This is a genomic window from Pseudomonas sp. 9Ag (genome assembly GCF_902506445.1).
GTDB lineage: Bacteria > Pseudomonadota > Gammaproteobacteria > Pseudomonadales > Pseudomonadaceae > Stutzerimonas > Stutzerimonas stutzeri_AB.
The window spans coordinates 306311-326582 of the sequence record NZ_LR733836.1; the positions used below are offsets into that span (position 1 = coordinate 306311).

Below are 20272 nucleotides of genomic sequence, written 5' to 3' on the forward strand. Positions count from 1 at the left end.
GAAGCGCTTCAGCCACAAAACGGACGCGTAGCGGAACGACGCCAGGAAGGCGTAAGTCACGGATGTCGGTTACAGTCTGCAAAGGCCCCGCTTCGGCGGGGTTTTCTTTTTTCATACAGCAGAAACCAGGCGTTACCTGAGTCATTGAATTCTCAATGATTCGAGTTTCTATCGACTAGCTCCAACCGAGTTTCGCCTGAGGCTCAGGCGATCTGGCGCAACGGCGTCACACAAGCCGCTAACAATCCGTGCTCCCTGGTTTGGCGCCTAATGACCATCAGTCAGTCATCGACGCCGTGTCGCTTCAGGCCGGCATGCAGACGCCGGTGCCTCCCAGCCCACAGTATCCGCCTGGGTTTTTCGCCAAATATTGCTGGTGATAGGCCTCGGCGTAGTAGAACGCTGGCAGATCGCCAATCTCTGTGGTGATGCTGCCCAACCCGTGCTTGTTCAGTTCTGTCTGAAAGCGCGCTTCGCTATCGCGTGCCATTTCGAGTTGAGCCTCGGTAAAGCAATAGATCGCCGAGCGGTACTGAGTGCCAATGTCGTTGCCTTGGCGCATGCCCTGTGTAGGGTTGTGCGCCTCCCAGAACAGCTTGAGCAGGTCACCATAGGAGATCTGCTGGGGATCGAAGACCACCAGCACGGCTTCAGTGTGCCCGGTGAGGCCGGAGCAAACTTCTTCGTAGGTGGGGTTTGGCGTGTGGCCGCCGGCATAGATCACCGCGGTTGTCCAAACACCGGGCTGCTCCCAAAAACGTCGCTCGGCTCCCCAGAAACAGCCCATGGCAAACATGGCCTGCTGCAGGTGCGCCGGGAAAGGTGGTTGCAGCGGGTTGCCGCTGACGAAGTGGGCTTCGGGTACCGGGACGGGTGTGGCGCGTCCGGGCAGGGCTTGTCCCGCATCAGGTAGCGCTTGTTTATGAACGAGAATTTGCGAGCGCAGGGTCATTGTGGTCCTCATGCCTTGGGCAGGTTTTCAGCTAGCCTAGGCTACCAAGCTGACAAATCCAACGCGCGCGTGCCTGGACGGTAGGCGCAGACCGTTAGAGCCAGTGTGGGTATCGGCGTAGCGAGGTCAGTAGCTGGTCGCCGGGGATGGGTTTGTCGAACAGGTAGCCCTGCCCGATATCGCAGCGCTGATGGCGCAGGAAGTTCAGCTGCTCGACCGTCTCGATGCCTTCCGCAACCACCTTCAGATTAAGGTTGCGAGCCATGGCAATGACCGCTGAGGTGATCTCGATATCGTCCTGGTTAACCGGGATGTCCTTGATGAAGCTGCGGTCGATCTTGATCACGTCGATGGGGAATTTCTTCAGGTAGCTCAGCGAGGAATAGCCGGTACCAAAGTCGTCCATGGCCAGCGTGACCCCGAGGGCCTTGAGGCCTAACAGTTGCTGGCGGGTCTCTTCGGTCGCTTCGAGCAGCAGGCTTTCGGTCAATTCCAGCTCCAGGCGGTCCGGCGGCAGCTGTTCTTCGGAGAGAATGGCGGCGATAGAGCCGACCAGGTCGGGGTCTGAGAACTGCTTGGGTGAAAGGTTGATCGCGACCTGCGGTGTGCCGATACCCAACGCTGCCAGCTGCAGTCCCATCTTGCACGCTTCACGTGCAACCCACTTGCCTATCGGGATGATCAGCCCGGTTTCTTCGGCAACGCCGATGAATTGATCTGGGCGAATCATGCCTTTTTCCGGATGGTTCCAGCGCAGCAGCGCTTCCAGGCCTTGCAGCCGACCGCTGCGCAGACAGAGCTTGGGTTGATAGAAGACCTCAAGCTCATTCTGCACCAGCGCACGGCGCAGATTGTTTTCGACGAACAACTTGTAGTTGGCCTCGGCATGCAAGGCTTCGGTAAACACCTGTACCTGATTCTTGCCGTTGGCCTTGGCCTTGTGCAGGGCTTGGCCGGCGTGTTTCATCAGTGTCTCTGGATCACGGCCATGCAGAGGCGAGCAGGCCAGGCCGAGGGAGGCGCTGACGCTGATCAGCTGCTTGTCGACGAACAGGGGTTTGTCGAGTATGCGCAACACTTGATGCGCCAGCAGCTGGCCCTCTTCCAAGTCCATGTTGTCGAGTAGGAGGGCAAATTCGTTGCTGGCAAAGCGCGCGAGCACGCTGTCGCGGTTGAGGCTATTGCGCAAACGGCGAGCCAGGCTGGCGAGCAATTTGTCACCGGTCTGGTGCCCGAGGCTGTCATTGATGCGCTTGAAGTTGTCGATATCCACCAGCAACAGACACAGCTGAGGATCTTTGCTGGCGGCGAAACGCTCCTCGATGCTGCGGATGAAAAACGGACGATTTCCGAGGCTGGTCAAGTTATCGGTATAGGCCAGGCGTTCGATGTGCTGCTGCGCCAGCTTGCTCTGCGTGATGTCTTCGTAAATGCCGATGTAATGCGTGAGCTCACCGCTTTCGCCAAATACCTTGGAAATCGACAGCTGCCCCCAGTAAGGCTCCAGATTTTTGCGGCGGCTTCGGAATTCGCCCTGCCAGCTGTTGCTCTGTGACAACGCCGATGAGGTGTCAAAAAGCAATTCGCTGAGGTTTTCCAATGCAGTCAGGTCCGCCAGGCGGCGACCACGCACTTCATCGGCTGAAAACTGGGTGATGGAGGTGAAGCTCGGGTTCACGTATTCGACGATGCCGTCACGGTCGACCAGGATGAACGCGCTTGCACTCTGTTCGACGGCGCGTTGGAAGAGGTGCAGGGTGTGAGTGGCACTGACGCGCTGCTGATTGGCCAGTACTTGAGCGTACTGATCGGCCAGTTCGCCAGCGAACGCTACCTCATCGGCATGCCAGACCCTGACGCAGCCGGAGTGTTCCAGGCAGAGCACGCCGAAAACTTCCCCACCCACCCGGATCGTTGCGTCAAGGATCGACGTGATGCCTCGTGGCTTGAAGAATGACTGCGTGAGTTCCGCTGTGCGGGTGTCTTCGGCAACGTTTTGCACGTCGATCACTCGTCCACTGTGCAGCGCGTCCATATAACGCGGGCAAGCCGATATGTTCAGTGATGACGGGTATTCCAAACTGCCGCTGTCGCGGCAGTAGGCCGCAATAGCCTCTAGCTGATCTCCCTTCAGATGCCATATCGAGGCCCGAGCAATCCCATAGGCTTCGCTGGCGGCCTGGGTGATCAGCTGGGCTGCTTCGAGCTGTGGGTCAGCTGCGCTGTAACGGTGCCGTGCCAGGCGCACAATAAGGCTCTGTTGAGCACGGGAGCGAATCAGGTGCTCGAGGTGCTCATCCTGGGCCTGCTGATAAAACTCCAGCGTCGACCGTAACTTTGCGTTCTCGGATTCCAGGGCCGGGGAGGCCCGCTCTGCATGGGGTTCGACAATCAGGTAGCCACGCACCAATTCTCGACCATACTGTTGGCAGAGTTCGCCGATCTCCAACATGTCCAGCGGCCCACCGTAGGTGTGTAGGCAGTAACGAATGGAGTAGTGGCCCAGGGTTGCCAGCTGCGCCTGCACGACGTCATGAAGTTTAAGGCGAGCCTGCGGCTCCATGAGGCTGGCGTAAGGCGAGTCGATGAGAGAGCAGAGATCCTGCGCTGGTTGGCCCAGGTAACGCTCGCAGGCGGGATCGAGAAACAGCAGGGCCCAGCTGGATTCGTTCAAACGCTCGAAACGCAGCATGCCCAGCCTCGAAGGCACTGGCAACTGCGTCACAACCTCGGTCGCCAAACGGCTGGCGGCATCGGTATGTATTTTCATCGAGCGGTTTGCTTCCAGTATGCTGCGGGAGTCGCTTCGTTAGCCGCAGCTTAGACGCTTTCTATGGCGTGGCGATGGCTAAATAATATTAATTACCGCAAGGGTGCATCATGCAGCAGGGACTGACAAGTCGGCTATCAAAGTTACTGTTAATCTCGATTTTCCTGATCACCAGCGGACAGCTCAAGGCTGCCGAGCCAAATACCCTGGGCTCGGATGAATCGTCCCGCTATCTGGGCGAGCTCAAGACGCTTTATCTCACCCAGAACGAACGAAAAGCCCTGCTTGCGCACAGCAATGCGCTGCTTAAAACCTATGGATTGCGTGCGGCCTATCAAGTCGGGCAAGCCAACCCAGAGGATCTCGAATACCAGCTCAGCGCTGGAGCGCCTGGCGAGTTGCGTATTCGTGAGGAGCGCCGCGATGCGTCCGGCAACGTCGCTGTACGTAACCGTGGGTTCTCGGTGTTCGGCATGGACCCCTACATTCAGTACCAGTGCCCGCCGCAAGGCGTGGCCTGCACTTTCGTCGGCGCAGCGGGCGGCGAACCATGGCTGACCATCCTCCGTGACCCCAAGGGGGCCGAGGAGCTGGCGAAGGCGCTGTCGTTCCTGTTCCGCAATCTGCAGAAGGGCTAAGGACGTTTAGCGTTATCTCACAGACAAAAAACCCGCCTGAAGGCGGGTTTTTTGTAACTCATCGGATCACAACAGCATCGTGCGGATGTCCGCCAGCAGCTCGGACAGGCGCTTGGTAAAGCGCGCCGCTGCGGCGCCGTTGATGACGCGGTGGTCGTAGGACAGCGACAGCGGCAACATCAGGCGAGGCTGGAAGGCCTTGCCATCCCACACCGGCTGCATGGTCGCCTTGGAGACACCGAGGATCGCCACTTCCGGCGCGTTGACGATTGGCGTGAAGCCGGTGCCGCCAATGTGGCCGAGGCTGGAGATGGTGAAGCAGGCGCCCTGCATGGCGTCGGGCGACAGCTTCTTGGTGCGTGCCTTCTCGGCGAGCTCAGCTGCCTCGGCTGCCAGTTGCAACAGGCTCTTCTGATCGACGTTCTTGATTACCGGCACCAGCAGGCCGTCAGGCGTATCGACGGCAAAACCGATGTGCACGTACTTTTTGCGGATCACAGCCTTGCCGCTAGGGGCTAGCGAGGCATTGAACTCCGGCAGTTCCTTAAGCAGGTGTGCACAGGCCTTGAGCAGCAGCGGCAGCACGGTCAGTTTGACGCCTGCTTTCTCGGCGACAGCCTTTTGCGAAACGCGGAAGGCTTCCATTTCGGTAATGTCGGATGACTCGAACTGGGTCACGTGCGGGACGTTGAGCCAGCTTCGATGCAGATTGGCAGCGCCCACCTGCATTAGCCGGGTCATTGGCACTTCTTCGACTTCGCCAAACTTGCTGAAATCGACCTCCGGTATCGGCGGAATGCCCGCGCCACCGGTAGCACCCGCGGCCGGCGCTTGCTTGGCCTTGTGCATCATATTCTTGACGTAGGCCTGCACGTCTTCCTTGAGGATCCGTCCTTTCGGCCCGGTGCCAGGAACATCGGCCAATTCGACACCGAACTCCCGTGCAGTCATGCGGACCGCAGGGCCGGCATGTACCTTGGCGCCGGCCTTGCTTGGGCCGCTCACGGCCGGAGCAGGGGCAGCGGCCGCTCTAGATTCAGGTACGCCTTGCTTGTTCGGCGCGACTGCCTGCTGTTGCGGGGCTGCTTCCTGCGGTTTGGCTTCGGCCTTCTTCGCCGGCGCTGTGCCAGCCACCTTCAGGGTCAGGATCAGGTCGCCGGTCTTGGCATCATCACCGACCTTGATCGACAGGGACTCCACCACGCCAGCCTTGGGCGCGGGAATCTCCATGCTGGCCTTGTCCGATTCAAGGGTGATCAGCGACTGGTCAGCCTCGACGCTGTCGCCGGCCTTGATCATGACTTCGATAACCTTGGCGCTGCCGCTGGAGCCGATGTCCGGAATCCGTACTTCCTCCACGGATCCGCCAGCTGCTTCGGCGGGCTCTTCAGTCGCCTGCTCGCTAAGCTTTTCCTTGGGTGCACTTGGCGCCTGGCCTGCGGGGGCAGGGCTGGCCGCGGCTGGCTTGCTCGCCGCCTCACCCTTGAGAATCAGGATCAGATCGCCAGTGCCGACTTCATCGCCCACCTTGACCGATATGCTTTCGACCACGCCGGCGGCGGGAGAGGGGATCTCCATGCTCGCCTTGTCGGATTCCAGGGTGATCAGCGGCTGCTCGGCGGCAATGGTGTCACCGGCCTTCACTGAGATTTCGATCACGCTGGCCTTGCCGGAAGAGCCAATGTCCGGAACCTTGATCTCTTGCGATTCGCCTTCGTCGGCGGAAGCCGATGCGTTGTCATCGCCCGCTGGTGTAGGTGCTTCGGCTTCATCAGTCGCACCGCCACTGCTGGCACCGGCTGGCTCGGCAGCGGCTTGCGCCGGCGCCTCGCTGGTCTGTTCTTCTTCGCTCTCAAGCTCCAGCAGCTCATCACCTTCTTTCAGGCGGTCGCCGAGCTTGACCTTCAAGGCTTTCACCACGCCCGCCTTGGGCGCCGGAATTTCCATGCTGGCCTTGTCGGATTCGAGCGTCAGGATGCTCTGGTCGGCTTTGATACGGTCGCCGACCTTGATGAACAACTCGATTACTTCACCCTCACCGCTGCCGATGTCGGGTACGCGTATGGTTTCACTCACAATAGGTTCTCCTGTGCGCACGCATCAGCAATCCAGAGGATTGCGCTTCTCGGGGTCGATACCGAACTCGGTGATGGCGTTGGCCACGACCGTGCGTTCGATGGCGCCGCGAGCGGCGAGTGCCTGCAGGGCAGCGACCGCGACCCAGCGACGGTCGACTTCGAAGAAGTCACGCAGCTTGGCGCGCGAGTCGCTGCGGCCGAAGCCGTCGGTGCCCAGCACTTGGTATTCACGCGACGGAACCCACTGGCGAATCTGATCGGCGAACAGCTTCATGTAGTCGGTGGACGCGATGACCGGACCTTCGCGGCCTTCCAGGCACTGCTCGACATAGCTCTTGCGGGGTTCGTCGGTTGGGTGCAAGCGGTTCCAGTGGTCCACCGCCAGGCCATCGCGGCGCAGCTCGTTGAAACTGGTCACGCTCCAGACGTCAGCGCCCACGCCCATCTTGGCGAGGATGTCCACCGCGGCGCGTACCTCGCGCAGGATGGTGCCCGAGCCCATCAGCTGCACGCGGTGCTTGAAGTCGCCTTTGGCTTCTTCGAGCAGGTACATGCCTTTGAGAATGCCTTCCTCGACACCCTGCGGCATGGCTGGCTGCTGGTAGTTCTCGTTCATCACCGTGATGTAGTAATAGACGCTCTTCTGCAGCTCCATCATCTCGTGCATGCCGTGGTGCATGATCACCGCCAGCTCGTAGCCGTAGGTGGGGTCATAGCTGCGGCAGTTGGGGATGGTGCTGGCGAGGATGTGGCTGTGACCGTCCTCATGCTGGAGGCCTTCGCCGTTCAGCGTGGTACGGCCCGCGGTGCCGCCCAGCAGGAAGCCACGGGTCTGTGCATCGCCCGCCGCCCAGGCCAGGTCGCCGATCCGCTGGAAGCCGAACATCGAGTAGAAGATGTAGACCGGCAGCATTGGCTGGTTGTAGTTGCTGTAAGCGGTACCGGCTGCGATAAACGAGGAGAATGCACCGGCTTCGTTCAGGCCTTCCTGAAGAATCTGGCCGTCCTTCTCTTCGCGGTAGTACATCACCTGGTCGCGGTCGACCGGCTCGTACAGCTGCCCCACTGGGGAATAGATACCCAGCTGGCGGAACATGCCTTCCATACCAAAGGTGCGCGCCTCGTCAGCGAGGATCGGCACGATGCGCTTGCCCAGGTCCTTGTCCTTGACCAGCTGGGACAGAATGCGGCCAAAGGCCATGGTGGTGGAAATCTCGCGATCGCCGGAGCCGTCGAGTACGGCCTTGAGCGTTTCCAATGGCGGCGTCGGAATGCTGAAGCTCTTCGGCCGGCGCTGCGGCAGCGAACCACCCAGCTTTTCGCGGCACTTGCGCAGGTAGCGCATCTCGGCGCTGTCTTCGGCTGGTCGGTAGAACGGCAGTTCTTCGAGCTGCGAATCGTTGACCGGGATGTCGAAGCGGTCGCGGAATTTCTTCAGACTGTCGATATCGACTTTCTTGGTGTTGTGGGCGATGTTTTTCGCCTCACCGGCACCGGTGCCGTAGCCCTTGATGGTCTTGGCCAGGATGACGGTTGGCTGGCCCTTGTGGTTGACCGCCTGGTGGTAGGCTGCATAAACCTTGTAGGGGTCGTGGCCGCCGCGGTTGAGCTTCCAGACTTCCTCATCCGACATGCTCTCGACACGCTTGAGCAGCTCGGGGTCGGCGCCAAAGAAATGTTTGCGCACGTAGGCGCCATCTTTGGCCTTGTAGTTCTGGTACTCCCCGTCGATTGCCTCGTCCATGCGGCGCTGCATGCGGCCGTCTTCGTCGGCGGCGAACAGTGGGTCCCACAGGCGGCCCCAGACGACCTTGTTGACGTTCCAGTTGGCGCCTTTGAACACGCCTTCCAGTTCCTGAATGATTTTGCTGTTGCCGCGAACCGGGCCGTCGAGACGCTGCAGGTTGCAGTTGATGACGAATACCAAGTTGTCGAGGTTTTCACGGCCGGCCAGGGAGATGGCACCCAGGGTTTCCGGCTCGTCGCACTCGCCGTCGCCGATGAAGCACCAGACGCGCTGCTTGCCCTTCGGAATGAATCCGCGGTTTTCCAGGTACTTCATGAAGCGCGCCTGGTAGATCGCGGTGATCGGCCCGAGGCCCATGGACACGGTCGGGAACTGCCAGAAGTCCGGCATCAGGTGCGGGTGCGGGTAGCTCGACAGGCCCTTGCCATCCACTTCCTGACGGAAGTTGAGCATCTGGTCTTCGCTCAGGCGGCCTTCCAGGAACGCGCGCGAATAGATGCCGGGGGAGGCGTGACCTTGGTAATAGATCAGGTCGCCGCCATGCTCTTCGGTCGGAGCCTGGAAGAAGTAGTTGAAGCCGATGTCATAGAGCGTCGCGCTGGAGGCAAAGGTGGAAATGTGTCCACCCAGGTCCGGGTCCTTCATGTTTGCACGCATCACCATCGCCAGCGCGTTCCAGCGGACCAGGGAGCGGATTCGACGCTCCATGAACAAGTCGCCGGGCATTTTCGCTTCACGGGTGACGGGGATGGTGTTGCGGTACGGCGTAGTGATGCCGTAGGGCAGCGGGGTGCCGCTACGGGTTGCCAGCTCCCCCATCCGGGTCATGAGATAGTGGGCGCGGTCTTCACCTTCGCGGTCGAGAACTGACTCGAGGGCGTCCAGCCATTCCTGGGTTTCGACGGGATCGAGATCTTGCATGGCTTGCTCCAGGGCGGAAAGGCTTCCAGAATCGGTTGCCTGCTTCGCGGCCGGCTTTGTGAGCCGGTGCGTATATGTTCTTGGATGTGGTGCCGGGGGTAGAGCCGGGCTCTGTAGTTTTACTACAAAACCGCAACCGATTCAGCCCCCTGTTGGGGTATTTCGTAGTAAAACTACAATGTGACGGGTCGGTCGGGCGGGCTGGCTCCGGCGTCAGGGGCTCTACTCCGGACGTTATCGCTATCCTTCTGGCCGTTCTTGTACAAAGGAACATTCATGAGTTTGCCATCGCTGGTTGCACTGCCGACGTCGCTTCAACCTTTGGTCACCCGTGCTGAGGAGACGTTCCTCGACGCCTTGCGCGACACATCGGAGCAGGCCGAGCAGCTGTTTTCAGCATGGCCAGCCTCTCGCCGCGAGGCCTTCGGTCGGGTTTGCGCCGCCAGCGACTTCGTCAGCGAACAGGTTAGCCGAGATCCCGAGATGCTGCTGCAGCTGGCCGAAAGCGGCTTGCTGGAGCGATCGCTAAAGGATGGTGAAATGCGTGCGGCGCTCACCCAGCTGCTTGGCGATTGCACTGATGAAGATAGCCTGGCTCGCCGGCTGCGGCGGTTCCGCAACCGCCAGCAGGTGCGAATTATCTGGCGTGACCTGACTCGCCAGGCTGCTCTTGCCGAGACCTGCGGCGATCTGTCCGACATGGCTGACGCCTGTATCGACCTGGCGTACCAGTGGCTATACGAGCGCCACTGCGAGCAGTTTGGCGTTCCGACTGGTCGACGCAGCGGCGATGCTCAGCACATGGTTGTGCTTGGCATGGGCAAGCTGGGCGCACGTGAACTGAATCTGTCCTCGGATATCGACCTGATCTTTGGCTATCCAGAAGGTGGCGAGACAGTTGGGGCAAAGCGCTCTCTGGATAATCAGGAGTTCTTCGTTCGCCTCGGGCAGCGGCTGATCAAGGCGCTCGACGCGCCGACAGTCGATGGTTTCGTTTTTCGCGTGGACATGCGATTGCGGCCCTATGGCTCGTCCGGCTCGCTGGTGTTGAGCTTCAATGCGCTTGAGCAGTATTACCAGGATCAGGGGCGCGACTGGGAGCGCTACGCCATGATCAAGGCGCGCGTGGTCGGCGGCAGCGAAGCGGCGGGCAAAGAGCTGCTGGAAATGCTCAGGCCCTTTGTTTACCGGCGCTATCTCGATTTTTCCGCGATCGATGCGCTGCGCACCATGAAACAGTTGATCCAGCAGGAGGTCCGGCGCAAAGGCATGGCCGCCAACATCAAGCTGGGCTCCGGTGGCATCCGCGAGGTGGAGTTCATCGCCCAGGCTTTCCAGCTCATCCATGGAGGGCGCGACCTTAGCTTGCAGCAGCGCCCCTTGCTCAAGGTGCTGACAACCTTGGCCGGGCAGGGCTATCTGCCGGCTGCTGCCGTGGAAGAGTTGCGCGAAGGCTATGAGTTTTTGCGCTACACCGAACATGCGCTGCAGGCCATCGATGATCGACAGACGCAGATGCTGCCGGAGAATCAGACCGACTGTGATCGCGTCGCCTTGATCATGGGCTTCGCTGACTGGGAGGCCTTTCACCAGCAGCTTCTCTATTGGCGCGGCCGGGTTGACTGGCATTTCCGTCAGGTCATTGCCGATCCCGATGAAGACGAAAGCGCCGAAGGCGAGACGTTGGTCGGCGGCGAATGGCTGCCGTTGTGGGAGCAGGACTGGGACGAGGAATTCGCCTGTCGTCAGTTGAGCGATGCGGGTTTTCGTGATGGTCAGACCGCTTGCCAGCGACTCGCTGCCTTGCGCAGCGGCAATCAGGTGCGCACCATGCAGCGGTTGGGGCGGGAGCGTCTCGATGCCTTCATCCCGCGGCTTCTGGCTCAGGCGGTTGAACAGGACGATCCGGATCTGGTGCTGGAACGCGTGCTTCCTCTGGTCGAGGCGGTGGCTCGGCGTTCGGCTTATCTCGTACTGCTGACTGAAAACCCAGGCGCGTTGCAGCGGCTGCTTGAGCTTTGTGCCGGAAGCCCTTGGATCGCTGAGCAGATCACCCGCTTCCCGTTGCTGCTCGACGAGCTGCTCAATGCCGGCCGGCTGTTCAGTCCTCCACAGGCGCCGGAGCTCGCTGCCGAGTTGCGCGAGCGGCTAGCACGCATTCCCGAAGACGATCTCGAACAGCAAATGGAAGCATTGCGCCACTTCAAGCTGGCGCACCGTTTACGTGTCGCAGCGTCCGAGATTGCCGGCACGCTGCCGCTTATGAAAGTCAGCGATTACCTGACCTGGCTCGCGGAGGCCATTCTCGAAGAGGTGTTGGCACTGGCCTGGCGCCACACCGTCGCACGGCACGGCCAGCCGCAGCGTGCAGACGGTTCGCTGTGCGATCCGGCCTTTATCATCGTGGGCTATGGCAAAGTCGGTGGAATCGAGCTGGGACACGGCTCCGACCTGGATCTGGTGTTCATTCATGACGGTGACCCGAACGCCGAGACCGACGGCGCCAAACCCATCGATGGCGCGCAGTTCTATACCCGCCTCGGGCAGCGCATCATTCATCTCCTTACTACGCAGACTACCTCGGGGCAGCTCTACGAGGTCGATATGCGCCTTCGTCCGTCAGGCGTCTCCGGCTTGCTAGTGAGCTCGCTGGGCGCCTTCAATCGCTACCAGAGTGAGGAGGCCTGGACCTGGGAGCATCAGGCGCTGGTGCGCGCTCGAGTCTTGGTGGGCTGCTCTCAGCTGGCAGCAGATTTCGAGAAGGTTCGGGCTTCGGTGCTAGGGCGCTCGCGAGATCTTGAGCAGTTGCGTGGTGAGGTCGGCGAGATGCGCGCCAAGATGCGCGACAACCTTGGCACTCGTGCAACCGGTGCCGGCACTGCTGAAAAAGCCTTCCTGGCTGATAGCGAGTTCAATCTCAAGCAGGACGCCGGTGGTATCGTGGATATCGAATTTATGGTGCAATACGCGGCTTTGGCGTGGTCGCACCAGCATCCGCAACTGCTGCGCTATACCGACAATATCCGCATCCTCGATGGGTTGGAGCAGGCCGGATTGATGACCGGCGATGAGGTTCGGCTGCTGCAGGATGCCTACAAGGCATACCGCGCCGCGGCCCACCGGCAATCACTGCAGAAACTGCCTGGCGTTGTGAGCGGGGACCAATTTCAAGACGAGCGTCGCGCGGTGATGCGCATCTGGCGTGAGCTGGGACTCAGCTGAACTCGTCTGCAAACAGCATTTATCGAATCTTGAGGTGGCAACAATGTCGATGGCCGATCGTGATGGCGTGATCTGGTATGACGGTGAGATGGTGCAGTGGCGCGATGCGACCACTCATGTGCTGACCCACACCCTGCATTACGGCATGGGCGTGTTTGAGGGCGTGCGTGCCTACAACACACCGGCCGGCACCGCGATCTTCCGCTTGCAGGCCCACACGGATCGCCTGTTCGATTCGGCGCACATCATGAATATGAAGATGCCGTACTCGAAAGAGGAAATTAACGAGGCGACCCGCGCCGCTGTACGTGAGAACAACCTTGAAAGCGCCTATATCCGTCCGATGGTTTTCTACGGATCAGAAGGTATGGGGCTGCGCGCCAGCGGCCTGAAAGTACATGTGATCGTCGCCGCCTGGCACTGGGGCGCCTACATGGGCGACGAAGCGCTGGAAGTCGGTATCAAGGTCCGCACCAGTTCCTTCACGCGTCATCACGTCAACATCAGCATGACCCGCGCCAAATCCAACGGCGCTTACATCAACTCCATGCTGGCACTACAGGAAGCCATCTCCGGCGGCGCGGACGAGGCATTGATGCTGGATCCGGAAGGCTATGTGGCTGAGGGTTCAGGCGAGAATATTTTCATCATCAAAGACGGCGTGATCTACACCCCTGAAGTTACTGCGTGCCTCAATGGCATCACTCGTGGCACCGTGCTGACCCTGGCCGACGAGCTGGGTATCAAAGTGGTCGAGAAGCGCATTACCCGCGATGAGGTTTATATCGCTGATGAAGCCTTCTTCACCGGTACTGCTGCAGAAGTCACTCCGATCCGCGAAGTTGATGGTCGAAATATTGGTGCTGGCCGTCGCGGCCCGGTAACCGAGCGCATCCAGAAAGCCTATTTCGATCTGGTTTCCGGCAAGACCGATGCGCACGCTGAATGGCGGACGCTGGTCAAGTAAGCGCCGTGTCCGCCGTAAGCGCGACCTGCTTGAGCGGCCTGCGCTTGCAGCCTGAGGCCCGAAGCGTGAAGCTGCCTTTATGAATATTCTGATTGTGGGTCCTAGTTGGGTCGGCGACATGGCGATGGCGCAGACGTTGTTCGTCTGCCTGAAACAACGCCATCCCGACTGCCAGATCGACGTGCTCGCGCCGGAGTGGAGCCGGCCGATCCTCGAACGAATGCCCGAGGTCAGGCAGGCGTTGAGTTTTCCGGTGGGTCACGGTGTGCTCGACATGGCGACCCGACGCACTATCGCGGCGAGCCTGCGTGGGCAGTATCAGCAGGCAATCCTGCTGCCCAACTCGCTGAAGTCTGCGTTGGTGCCGTTTTTTGCGGGCATACCCAAGCGTACCGGCTGGCGTGGTGAGATGCGATTCGGCCTGCTCAATGACATGCGCAAGCTGGATAAACAACGCTATCCGCTGATGATCGAGCGCTTCATGGCGCTGGCCTTCGAGCCCGGCGCCGAGCTGCCCCAGCCGTACCCGAAGCCGTCGCTGCGGATCGTCGAGGAGACCCGCGACGCAGCGTTGGCGCGTTTCGGGCTTTCACTGGATCGCCCGGTGCTGGCGCTTTGTCCCGGTGCCGAGTTTGGTGAGTCCAAGCGTTGGCCGGCCGAGCATTTTGCCAAGGTCGCCGAGGTGAAGATCCGTGAAGGCTGGCAGGTCTGGTTGTTTGGCTCGAAGAACGACCATGCTGTCGGTGAAGAGATCCTGCAGCAGTTGATTCCCGGGCTGCGTGAAGAGGCCCTGAACCTGGCGGGCGACACCAGTCTGGCTGAAGCCATCGATTTGCTCTCCTGCGCCGAGGCGGTGGTGTCCAACGACTCGGGGCTGATGCACGTAGCCGCCGCGCTCGGGCGGCCGCTGGTTTCCGTCTATGGCTCGACATCGCCGGCTTTCACGCCACCTTTGTCCGAGCAGGTTGAGGTTGTACGTCTGGGGCTCGATTGCAGTCCATGTTTCGAGCGCACCTGCCGTTTCGGTCATAACAACTGCATGCGCGAACTGAAACCGCGCCCGGTCATCGAGGCGCTGGGGCGCCTGGTTCCCCAGCCGGTCGAGGTGCGCTGAGTGAGGGTTTTGCTGGTCAAGACCTCTTCGCTGGGTGACGTGGTCCATACGCTTCCGGCGTTGACCGACGCCCAGCGCGCCATTCCGGGTATCCAGTTCGACTGGGTGGTGGAGGAGGGTTTCGCTGAGATCCCTGCCTGGCACCCTGCGGTGGCGCAGGTGATCCCCGTGGCGATTCGTCGCTGGCGCAAACATCCTCTGCAAACCCTTCGCTCAGGTGAGTGGAGGCGCTTCAAGGCGCGTCTGCGCGAGACCCGTTACGACCTGGTCATCGATGCCCAGGGACTGCTGAAAAGCGCTTGGTTAACCCGTTACGTCACGGCGCCTGTCGCCGGTTTCGATCGTGCCTCGATTCGCGAACCGCTGGCGGCGCGGTTTTATGACCGATGCTACAGCGTGCCGCGGGAACAGCATGCTCTCGAGCGGGTACGACAGTTATTTGCCCAGGCGCTCGGTTATCCGGCTCCCGCAGCAGTCGCTGAGTACGGCTTGGATCGCAGCCAGCTGGCTACGCCCGTCGAGCAGCCTTATTTACTTTTCCTGCACGGCACCACCTGGGCAAGCAAGCATTGGCCGGAGCGTTACTGGCGCGAACTGGCCGAGCGCATGAGCGAGTTCGGCTGGGCGATCCGCTTGCCCTGGGGTAACGCGGAGGAAAAGGCCCGAGCCGAACGAATCGCTAAAGATCTGCCAGGTGCTTCGGTATTGCCCAGGCTCAATCTGGGTGGTGTTGCCAAGGTGGTCGCCGGCGCGCGTGCTTGTGTAGCGGTTGATACGGGGCTTGGTCATCTCGCCGCCGCCTTGGATGTTCCGAGTATTTCGCTCTACGGCCCCACGTTGCCGGGCCGCGTCGGTGCATATGGCCGTTCCCAAATACACCTGTGCGCGCCTGGGCCGAACGCCGGCAAAGGTGACCGCCACAAACCCTGTTTTGACGAGCTGCCTTCTGAGCGCGTCGCAAGTGAACTCAAGGCCCTGTTGCGGTCATCGGAGACGCCCTGATGCAACTGGCCTTTATCCTCTATAAGTACTTTCCGTTCGGCGGGCTACAGCGCGACTTCATGCGCATAGCCCTGGAGTGCCAGCGCCGCGGCCATGCAATCCGGGTCTACGCGATGATTTGGGAGGGCGAAGTGCCTGCGGGTTTCGAAGTCTTGATAGCGCCGGTCAAGGCGATCTTCAATCACACCCGCAACGAGCGCTTCACTGCCTGGGTTGAAACCGACCTGGCCAAGCGACCAGTAGATCGAGTGGTCGGCTTCAACAAGATGCCGGGGCTTGACGTTTATTACGCCGCAGATCCCTGTTTTGAAGATAAAGCTCAGACACTGCGCAATCCGATCTACCGCCGCTGGGGCCGCTACAAGCATTTCGCGGAATACGAGCGAGCAGTATTCGAGCCTCGGTCCAATACCGAAATCCTGATGATTTCAGAGGTGCAGCAGCCGCTGTTCGTCAAACACTACGCGACGCCCGCCGGCCGTTTTCATCTACTGCCGCCGGGCATTGCCCAGGATCGACGGGCGCCGTCCAATGCCGCAGAGATTCGGGCCGATTTCCGTCGTGAGTTCAAGCTAGAGGACGATGACCTCTTGTTGGTGCAGATCGGTTCCGGGTTCAAAACTAAGGGACTCGACCGCAGCCTTAGAGCCGTCGCTTCGCTGCCTCGCGAACTGAAGAAGCGGACACGCCTGTTCGTTGTAGGTCAGGACGATCCCCAGCCGTTTTTAATGCAGGCCAAGAAGCTGGGTGTAGCCACTCAGGTCGAGTTTCTCAAAGGCCGCAGCGACATCCCCCGCTTTCTGCTCGGAGCGGACCTGCTGATCCATCCTGCGTACAACGAAAATACCGGTACTGTGTTGCTAGAAGCGCTGGTTGCCGGGCTTCCGGTCTTGGTCACTGATGTGTGCGGCTATGCACACTACATTGCCGATGCCGACTGTGGCCGTGTAGTGCCCACGCCGTTCGTCCAAGACACCCTTGATCGTCTGCTGGCCGAAATGTTGGCGAGCAATGAACAGCGAGTTCTTTGGTCGCAGAATGCCCTCGCGTTTGCCGAGCGCGCCGATCTTTACAGCATGCCCGAGCGGGCTGCCGACGTGATCCTTGCGGAGCGCTCATGAAGCTGATCGTCGCTGAACCCTTCAAAACCCTATGGGCCGGTCGCGATCCGTTCGAGGCCGTGGAGCAGTTGCAAGGGCAGGTCTACCGAGAGCTTGAAGGCCGGCGCACGCTGCGCACAGAGGTCGACGGACGCGGTTACTTCGTCAAGATCCACCGCGGCATCGGCTGGGGCGAGATCGTCAAGAACCTCAGCACGGCCAAGCTGCCAGTGCTCGGAGCGGGGCAGGAGTGGCGAGCCATCCAGCGCCTGCATGATGTGGGTGTACCGACCATGACGGCAGTAGCCTACGGCGAGCGCGGCAGCAATCCCGCCACACAACATTCGTTCATCATCACCGAAGAGCTGGCGCCGACAGTCAGCCTCGAAGATTACAGCGCCGACTGGTTAAGCAACCCGCCCGATCCGCGCTTAAAACGAGCACTGATCGTTGAGGTGGCGCGCATGACCGGCGCTATGCATAACGCCGGTGTAAACCATCGAGACTGTTACATCTGCCATTTCCTATTGCACACCGATAGGCCGGTAACGGCCGATGGCTTCCGTCTTTCCTTGATCGACCTGCATCGTGCCCAGACCCGCAGCAATACCCCCCGGCGCTGGCGCGACAAGGACCTGGCAGGGTTGTACTTTTCAGCGTTGGGCATCGGCCTGACGCAGCGCGACAAGTTGCGTTTTCTGCAGGTCTATTTTCAGCGGCCATTACGCGAGGTCTTGCGCGAGGAGGCTTCGTTACTCTCCTGGCTGCAACGCAAGTCCGAAAAGCTGCAGAGCCGATTCCAACGCAAATACGCGACAGGTGCGCAGGGGTGATTCGTTGGCAAGTCGCTGATGGAGTAAACGCCGACGCGGTGCGTGCCTTTGGCAGTCTTGAGACAGTGTTCGCATTGAGCGGCGAGCCAATAACGCGTGATCCATTGTCCGAGGTACTTCGTGTCAGCGTTGCCGGGCAGCGTTATTACATAAAACGCTATTGGGCTGCGGGTAAAGGTTTGCGGCGTTTCATCGGGCGTCCGCGGGTCGAAGCTGAGTGGCAGAACTTGCAGCATTTCCACGATTGGGGTGTGGCTGTTGCGCCACTGGTTGCCTGGGGGCAGCAGCGCCGTGCGGGATTCTTTCAGCGAGGGGCGTTGATCACTCTGGAGGTGCCCGGCACTGTCGATATGGCGGCCATGGCTAAGGATGGCGATGCGCGCTTGGCGGATCCTTTGTGGGTGCGCCAGCTTAGTGAACAGTTGGCAAGCGCGACGCGGACGCTGCACGACCATCGCTTCGCTCACAACGATCTGAAGTGGCGCAACCTATTGGTCAATGAGGCGGGCAAGCTGTTCCTGATTGATTGTCCGTCGGGTGACTTTTGGTGGGGGCCGATTCTGCGGCATCGTATCGTCAAGGACCTGGCCTGCCTGGATAAGGTGGCCAGATGCACCTTGTCTCGAACCCAGCGACTGCGGTTCTTCCTACTCTATCGTCGGCGAGGGCGGCTTGGTGCCGACGACAGGGCGCTGATCAGGCAGATATTGGTCTATTTCAAAGGACGAGAATGAGAGATTTCATTTCGCCAGCGCACGCCCGCTCACTGCGCAGCGCAGGCCTTGATAGTTTCGACGCGTTGTGGCGTTTGGAGCTGAACGCCGTCGATGCGCCGAATGCGGCCGAAGGCGGTTGGAGCAGTGTGTACCGACTGGACATCGGTGGCGCTGGTTATTACCTCAAGCGGCAAAGTAATTATCTGTCGCGCAGCTGGCGCCATCCTTTCGGAGAGCCGACGTTCGCCGCTGAGTTTCGCAACATTTGTCGCTATCAGCACAAGCAACTCCCCACTCTGGACGTTGCATTCTTCGCCCAGCGCCGCGCTCAAGGTGAGGTTAGCGCCGTACTGCTGACTCGTGCGCTGGATGGTTGGCAGGACCTGAGTAGTCTGCTTGATCGGTGGTCTGGTATAGGGATTGTGAGCCGCAACGCGGTACTCGCTTCCTGCGGGAGGCTGGCTCGTCAGCTACATGGCGCAGGGGAGGTGCATGGTTGTTTTTATCCCAAGCATATTTTCTTACGTGAACATCTCGGCGCTTACGAAGCATGTCTGATCGATCTGGAAAAGACTCGCTTGCTGCTGGGGCGAAGAGACCGCATACGTGATCTAGAGGCATTGGTCCGTCGTGCGGAGTTGTGGCGCGAAGAGGAGTTGCGATACCTCTTGGCCTCTTACCTGGATGAAAACGCTGACAGCCGAGCGATTGAAGACTGGCTGAAATCTATCCGTGCGCGCCACCACTACAAGGCAGCCAAGGCATGAAGCTCGCACAGCTGCGCTCGGCTGGCCGTACCCCGTCTCTTCCGATGATCATCGCGCTGGGAGCCGACGAGCTGCATATCATGCAGTGGCTGCGTGTACTGCCGGGGCAGCGCTATGTGGCTCGCGCTCAGTGGCGAGGTGTCCAGGTACTTGCCAAACTCATGGTGGGTGATCGCGCCCGGCGTCATTTCGATCGTGAACTCGCCGGTGCGCAGCTGCTCGCCGCGCACCGTCTCACAACGCCAAACTTGCTGGACAAGGGATTTGAGGATAGCGGCGGTGGATGGCTGCTGTTCGAATATCTCGAAGATGCAAAGAGCCTGCACGAGGCCTGGCTCGCTGCGGCTCGTCAGCTGCCATTGAGCGAAGCCCAGCGAGATGTGCTTGGCAGTGCGCTGGCCGAAATTGCAACGCTACATGCCAAGGGTCTCTGGCAGAGCGATTTGCATCTGGACAACCTGATGCGCCACGAGCAGCGGCTCTACCTTATCGATGGTGGTGGCATTCGTGCCGAGACCCCTGGCCAGCCGTTATCGAGGGATCGCGTGCTGGAAAACCTGGCTGTCTTCTTCGCCCAGCTTCCCACAGCTCTTGAGTTCTTCATTGAAGAACTATTGGTGAACTACTTGTTGGTCAACAGTGCACATGCCCTTCCGCTCGAGGCGCTTGTGGACAAGACTCGTGTGGCCCGCCAGCAGCGCCTCGCCAGCTACCTCAAGAAGGTCGGACGCGATTGCACGGCGTTCAGCGTGCACCGCGATCATGGCGGGGTAGTTGCTGTACGCCGCGAGTACGAAGCCGAACTGCGCGGCGTGTTAGCAGACCCGGATGGCTTCATTGCCGCAGGCGTAGCGCTCAAGCGGGGCGGCAGTGCCACGGTTGCGCTTGTTGATACCCAAGACCGACCCTTGGTGGTCAAACGCTACAACATCAAGGGCGTCATGCACTGGCTCAAGCGCTTCTGGCGGCCATCTCGGGCGTGGCACAGCTGGGTAGAGGCGCATCGCCTCGAGGTGCTGGGTATCGCCACGCCGCAGCCGCTAGCCATGATCGAGATGCGTCGTCTCGGTCTTCGCGCACGCAGCTATCTGATTACCGACTATATAGGCGGGCAGGATATAATCGCGCGCTTCGCCCCCTACGTGGATGGTGCTCCGCCGGAGCATGAACTGCTGGCGCTTGAACAGTTACTCGCAGCGCTGATTCGTGAGCGCATCAGCCATGGCGATCTGAAAGGTACCAACGTTCTATGGCAGGACGGCAGCTGGGCGCTGATCGACTTGGATGCGCTGCAGCAGCACCATAGCCATGCTCGATTCCGTCAAGCTTTTGCCAAGGACCGTGAGCGCTTACTGCGCAACTGGCCCGTCGACAGCGCTTTGTACCGTTTGCTGGACCATCGTTTACCGAAAGGCAGCTTGGAGCAGGACGCTTGAAGCTGGAAG

At 60.3% G+C, this 20272-nt stretch carries 14 protein-coding genes; 10 read left to right on the plus strand and 4 right to left on the minus strand.

Features of this window, described 5'->3' with window-relative positions:
• Positions 1-304: 304 nt before the first annotated feature.
• Together msrA and ALTERO38_RS01330 are read right to left on the minus strand one after the other, a co-directional pair.
• Positions 305-952, minus strand: a complete 648-nt coding sequence (msrA, locus tag ALTERO38_RS01325; RefSeq protein WP_159966988.1) for a peptide-methionine (S)-S-oxide reductase MsrA — start codon at positions 950-952, stop codon at positions 305-307.
• Between the two features lie 94 nt (positions 953-1046).
• Positions 1047-3722: an EAL domain-containing protein gene (locus ALTERO38_RS01330; RefSeq protein ID WP_148925366.1), complete on the minus strand. Its 2676-nt coding sequence runs from the start codon at positions 3720-3722 to the stop codon at positions 1047-1049.
• 110 nt (positions 3723-3832) lie between these two features.
• Here ALTERO38_RS01330 and ALTERO38_RS01335 point away from each other — a divergent pair, with 110 nt between their 5' ends.
• Entirely contained in the window at positions 3833-4360 is a 528-nt protein-coding gene (locus tag ALTERO38_RS01335) for a hypothetical protein (protein WP_159966989.1), read from the plus strand.
• Positions 4361-4426: 66 nt separating this feature from the next.
• On the opposite strand, the gene aceF is transcribed toward ALTERO38_RS01335, so the two are convergent.
• A complete protein-coding gene (gene aceF / locus ALTERO38_RS01340) occupies positions 4427-6436 on the minus strand; it encodes a dihydrolipoyllysine-residue acetyltransferase (protein WP_159966990.1) in 2010 nt (669 codons plus the stop codon).
• A gap of 24 nt (positions 6437-6460) precedes the next feature.
• Positions 6461-9106: a pyruvate dehydrogenase (acetyl-transferring), homodimeric type gene (aceE, locus tag ALTERO38_RS01345; protein WP_159966991.1), complete on the minus strand. Its 2646-nt coding sequence runs from the start codon at positions 9104-9106 to the stop codon at positions 6461-6463.
• A gap of 276 nt (positions 9107-9382) precedes the next feature.
• On the opposite strand from aceE, the gene glnE reads away from it, so the two are divergent.
• The 9 genes from glnE (at position 9383) to ALTERO38_RS01390 (ending at position 20263) form a co-directional block, all read left to right on the plus strand.
• The gene (gene glnE / locus ALTERO38_RS01350) at positions 9383-12328 is read left to right on the plus strand and encodes a bifunctional [glutamate--ammonia ligase]-adenylyl-L-tyrosine phosphorylase/[glutamate--ammonia-ligase] adenylyltransferase (RefSeq protein WP_159966992.1); all 2946 of its coding nucleotides are present in this window, start codon (positions 9383-9385) and stop codon (positions 12326-12328) included.
• Between the two features lie 43 nt (positions 12329-12371).
• Positions 12372-13295, plus strand: a complete 924-nt coding sequence (ilvE, locus tag ALTERO38_RS01355; protein WP_159966993.1) for a branched-chain-amino-acid transaminase — start codon at positions 12372-12374, stop codon at positions 13293-13295.
• A gap of 79 nt (positions 13296-13374) precedes the next feature.
• A complete protein-coding gene (waaF, locus tag ALTERO38_RS01360) occupies positions 13375-14409 on the plus strand; it encodes a lipopolysaccharide heptosyltransferase II (protein ID WP_159966994.1) in 1035 nt (344 codons plus the stop codon).
• Positions 14410-15411, plus strand: a complete 1002-nt coding sequence (gene waaC / locus ALTERO38_RS01365) for a lipopolysaccharide heptosyltransferase I (protein ID WP_159966995.1) — start codon at positions 14410-14412, stop codon at positions 15409-15411.
• Positions 15411-16532: a glycosyltransferase family 4 protein gene (locus tag ALTERO38_RS01370; protein ID WP_159966996.1), complete on the plus strand. Its 1122-nt coding sequence runs from the start codon at positions 15411-15413 to the stop codon at positions 16530-16532. Before waaC ends, ALTERO38_RS01370 begins: the two co-directional genes overlap by 1 nt.
• The gene (gene rfaP, locus ALTERO38_RS01375) at positions 16529-17344 is read left to right on the plus strand and encodes a lipopolysaccharide core heptose(I) kinase RfaP (RefSeq protein WP_159966997.1); all 816 of its coding nucleotides are present in this window, start codon (positions 16529-16531) and stop codon (positions 17342-17344) included. The genes ALTERO38_RS01370 and rfaP overlap by 4 nt, the downstream gene beginning before the upstream one ends.
• A complete protein-coding gene (locus ALTERO38_RS01380) occupies positions 17341-18078 on the plus strand; it encodes a lipopolysaccharide kinase InaA family protein (protein ID WP_159966998.1) in 738 nt (245 codons plus the stop codon). Before rfaP ends, ALTERO38_RS01380 begins: the two co-directional genes overlap by 4 nt.
• Entirely contained in the window at positions 18075-18827 is a 753-nt protein-coding gene (locus tag ALTERO38_RS01385; RefSeq protein ID WP_159966999.1) for a lipopolysaccharide kinase InaA family protein, read from the plus strand. Before ALTERO38_RS01380 ends, ALTERO38_RS01385 begins: the two co-directional genes overlap by 4 nt.
• On the plus strand, positions 18824-20263 hold the full coding sequence (locus ALTERO38_RS01390; RefSeq protein WP_159967000.1) for a lipopolysaccharide kinase InaA family protein: 1440 nt from the start codon (positions 18824-18826) through the stop codon (positions 20261-20263). The genes ALTERO38_RS01385 and ALTERO38_RS01390 overlap by 4 nt, the downstream gene beginning before the upstream one ends.
• Positions 20264-20272 lie beyond the last annotated feature (9 nt).

Excerpts from the sequence above, each read along its gene's own strand:
- msrA (WP_159966988.1), bottom strand. The coding sequence starts at position 952 with ATGACCCTGCGCTCGCAAATTCTCGTTCATAAACAAGCGCTACCTGAT.
- ALTERO38_RS01330 (WP_148925366.1), bottom strand. The coding sequence starts at position 3,722 with ATGAAAATACATACCGATGCCGCCAGCCGTTTGGCGACCGAGGTTGTG.
- ALTERO38_RS01335 (WP_159966989.1), top strand. The coding sequence starts at position 3,833 with ATGCAGCAGGGACTGACAAGTCGGCTATCAAAGTTACTGTTAATCTCG.
- aceE (WP_159966991.1), bottom strand. The coding sequence starts at position 9,106 with ATGCAAGATCTCGATCCCGTCGAAACCCAGGAATGGCTGGACGCCCTC.
- glnE (WP_159966992.1), top strand. The coding sequence starts at position 9,383 with ATGAGTTTGCCATCGCTGGTTGCACTGCCGACGTCGCTTCAACCTTTG.
- ilvE (WP_159966993.1), top strand. The coding sequence starts at position 12,372 with ATGTCGATGGCCGATCGTGATGGCGTGATCTGGTATGACGGTGAGATG.
- waaF (WP_159966994.1), top strand. The coding sequence starts at position 13,375 with ATGAATATTCTGATTGTGGGTCCTAGTTGGGTCGGCGACATGGCGATG.
- ALTERO38_RS01370 (WP_159966996.1), top strand. The coding sequence starts at position 15,411 with ATGCAACTGGCCTTTATCCTCTATAAGTACTTTCCGTTCGGCGGGCTA.
- rfaP (WP_159966997.1), top strand. The coding sequence starts at position 16,529 with ATGAAGCTGATCGTCGCTGAACCCTTCAAAACCCTATGGGCCGGTCGC.
- ALTERO38_RS01385 (WP_159966999.1), top strand. The coding sequence starts at position 18,075 with ATGAGAGATTTCATTTCGCCAGCGCACGCCCGCTCACTGCGCAGCGCA.
- ALTERO38_RS01390 (WP_159967000.1), top strand. The coding sequence starts at position 18,824 with ATGAAGCTCGCACAGCTGCGCTCGGCTGGCCGTACCCCGTCTCTTCCG.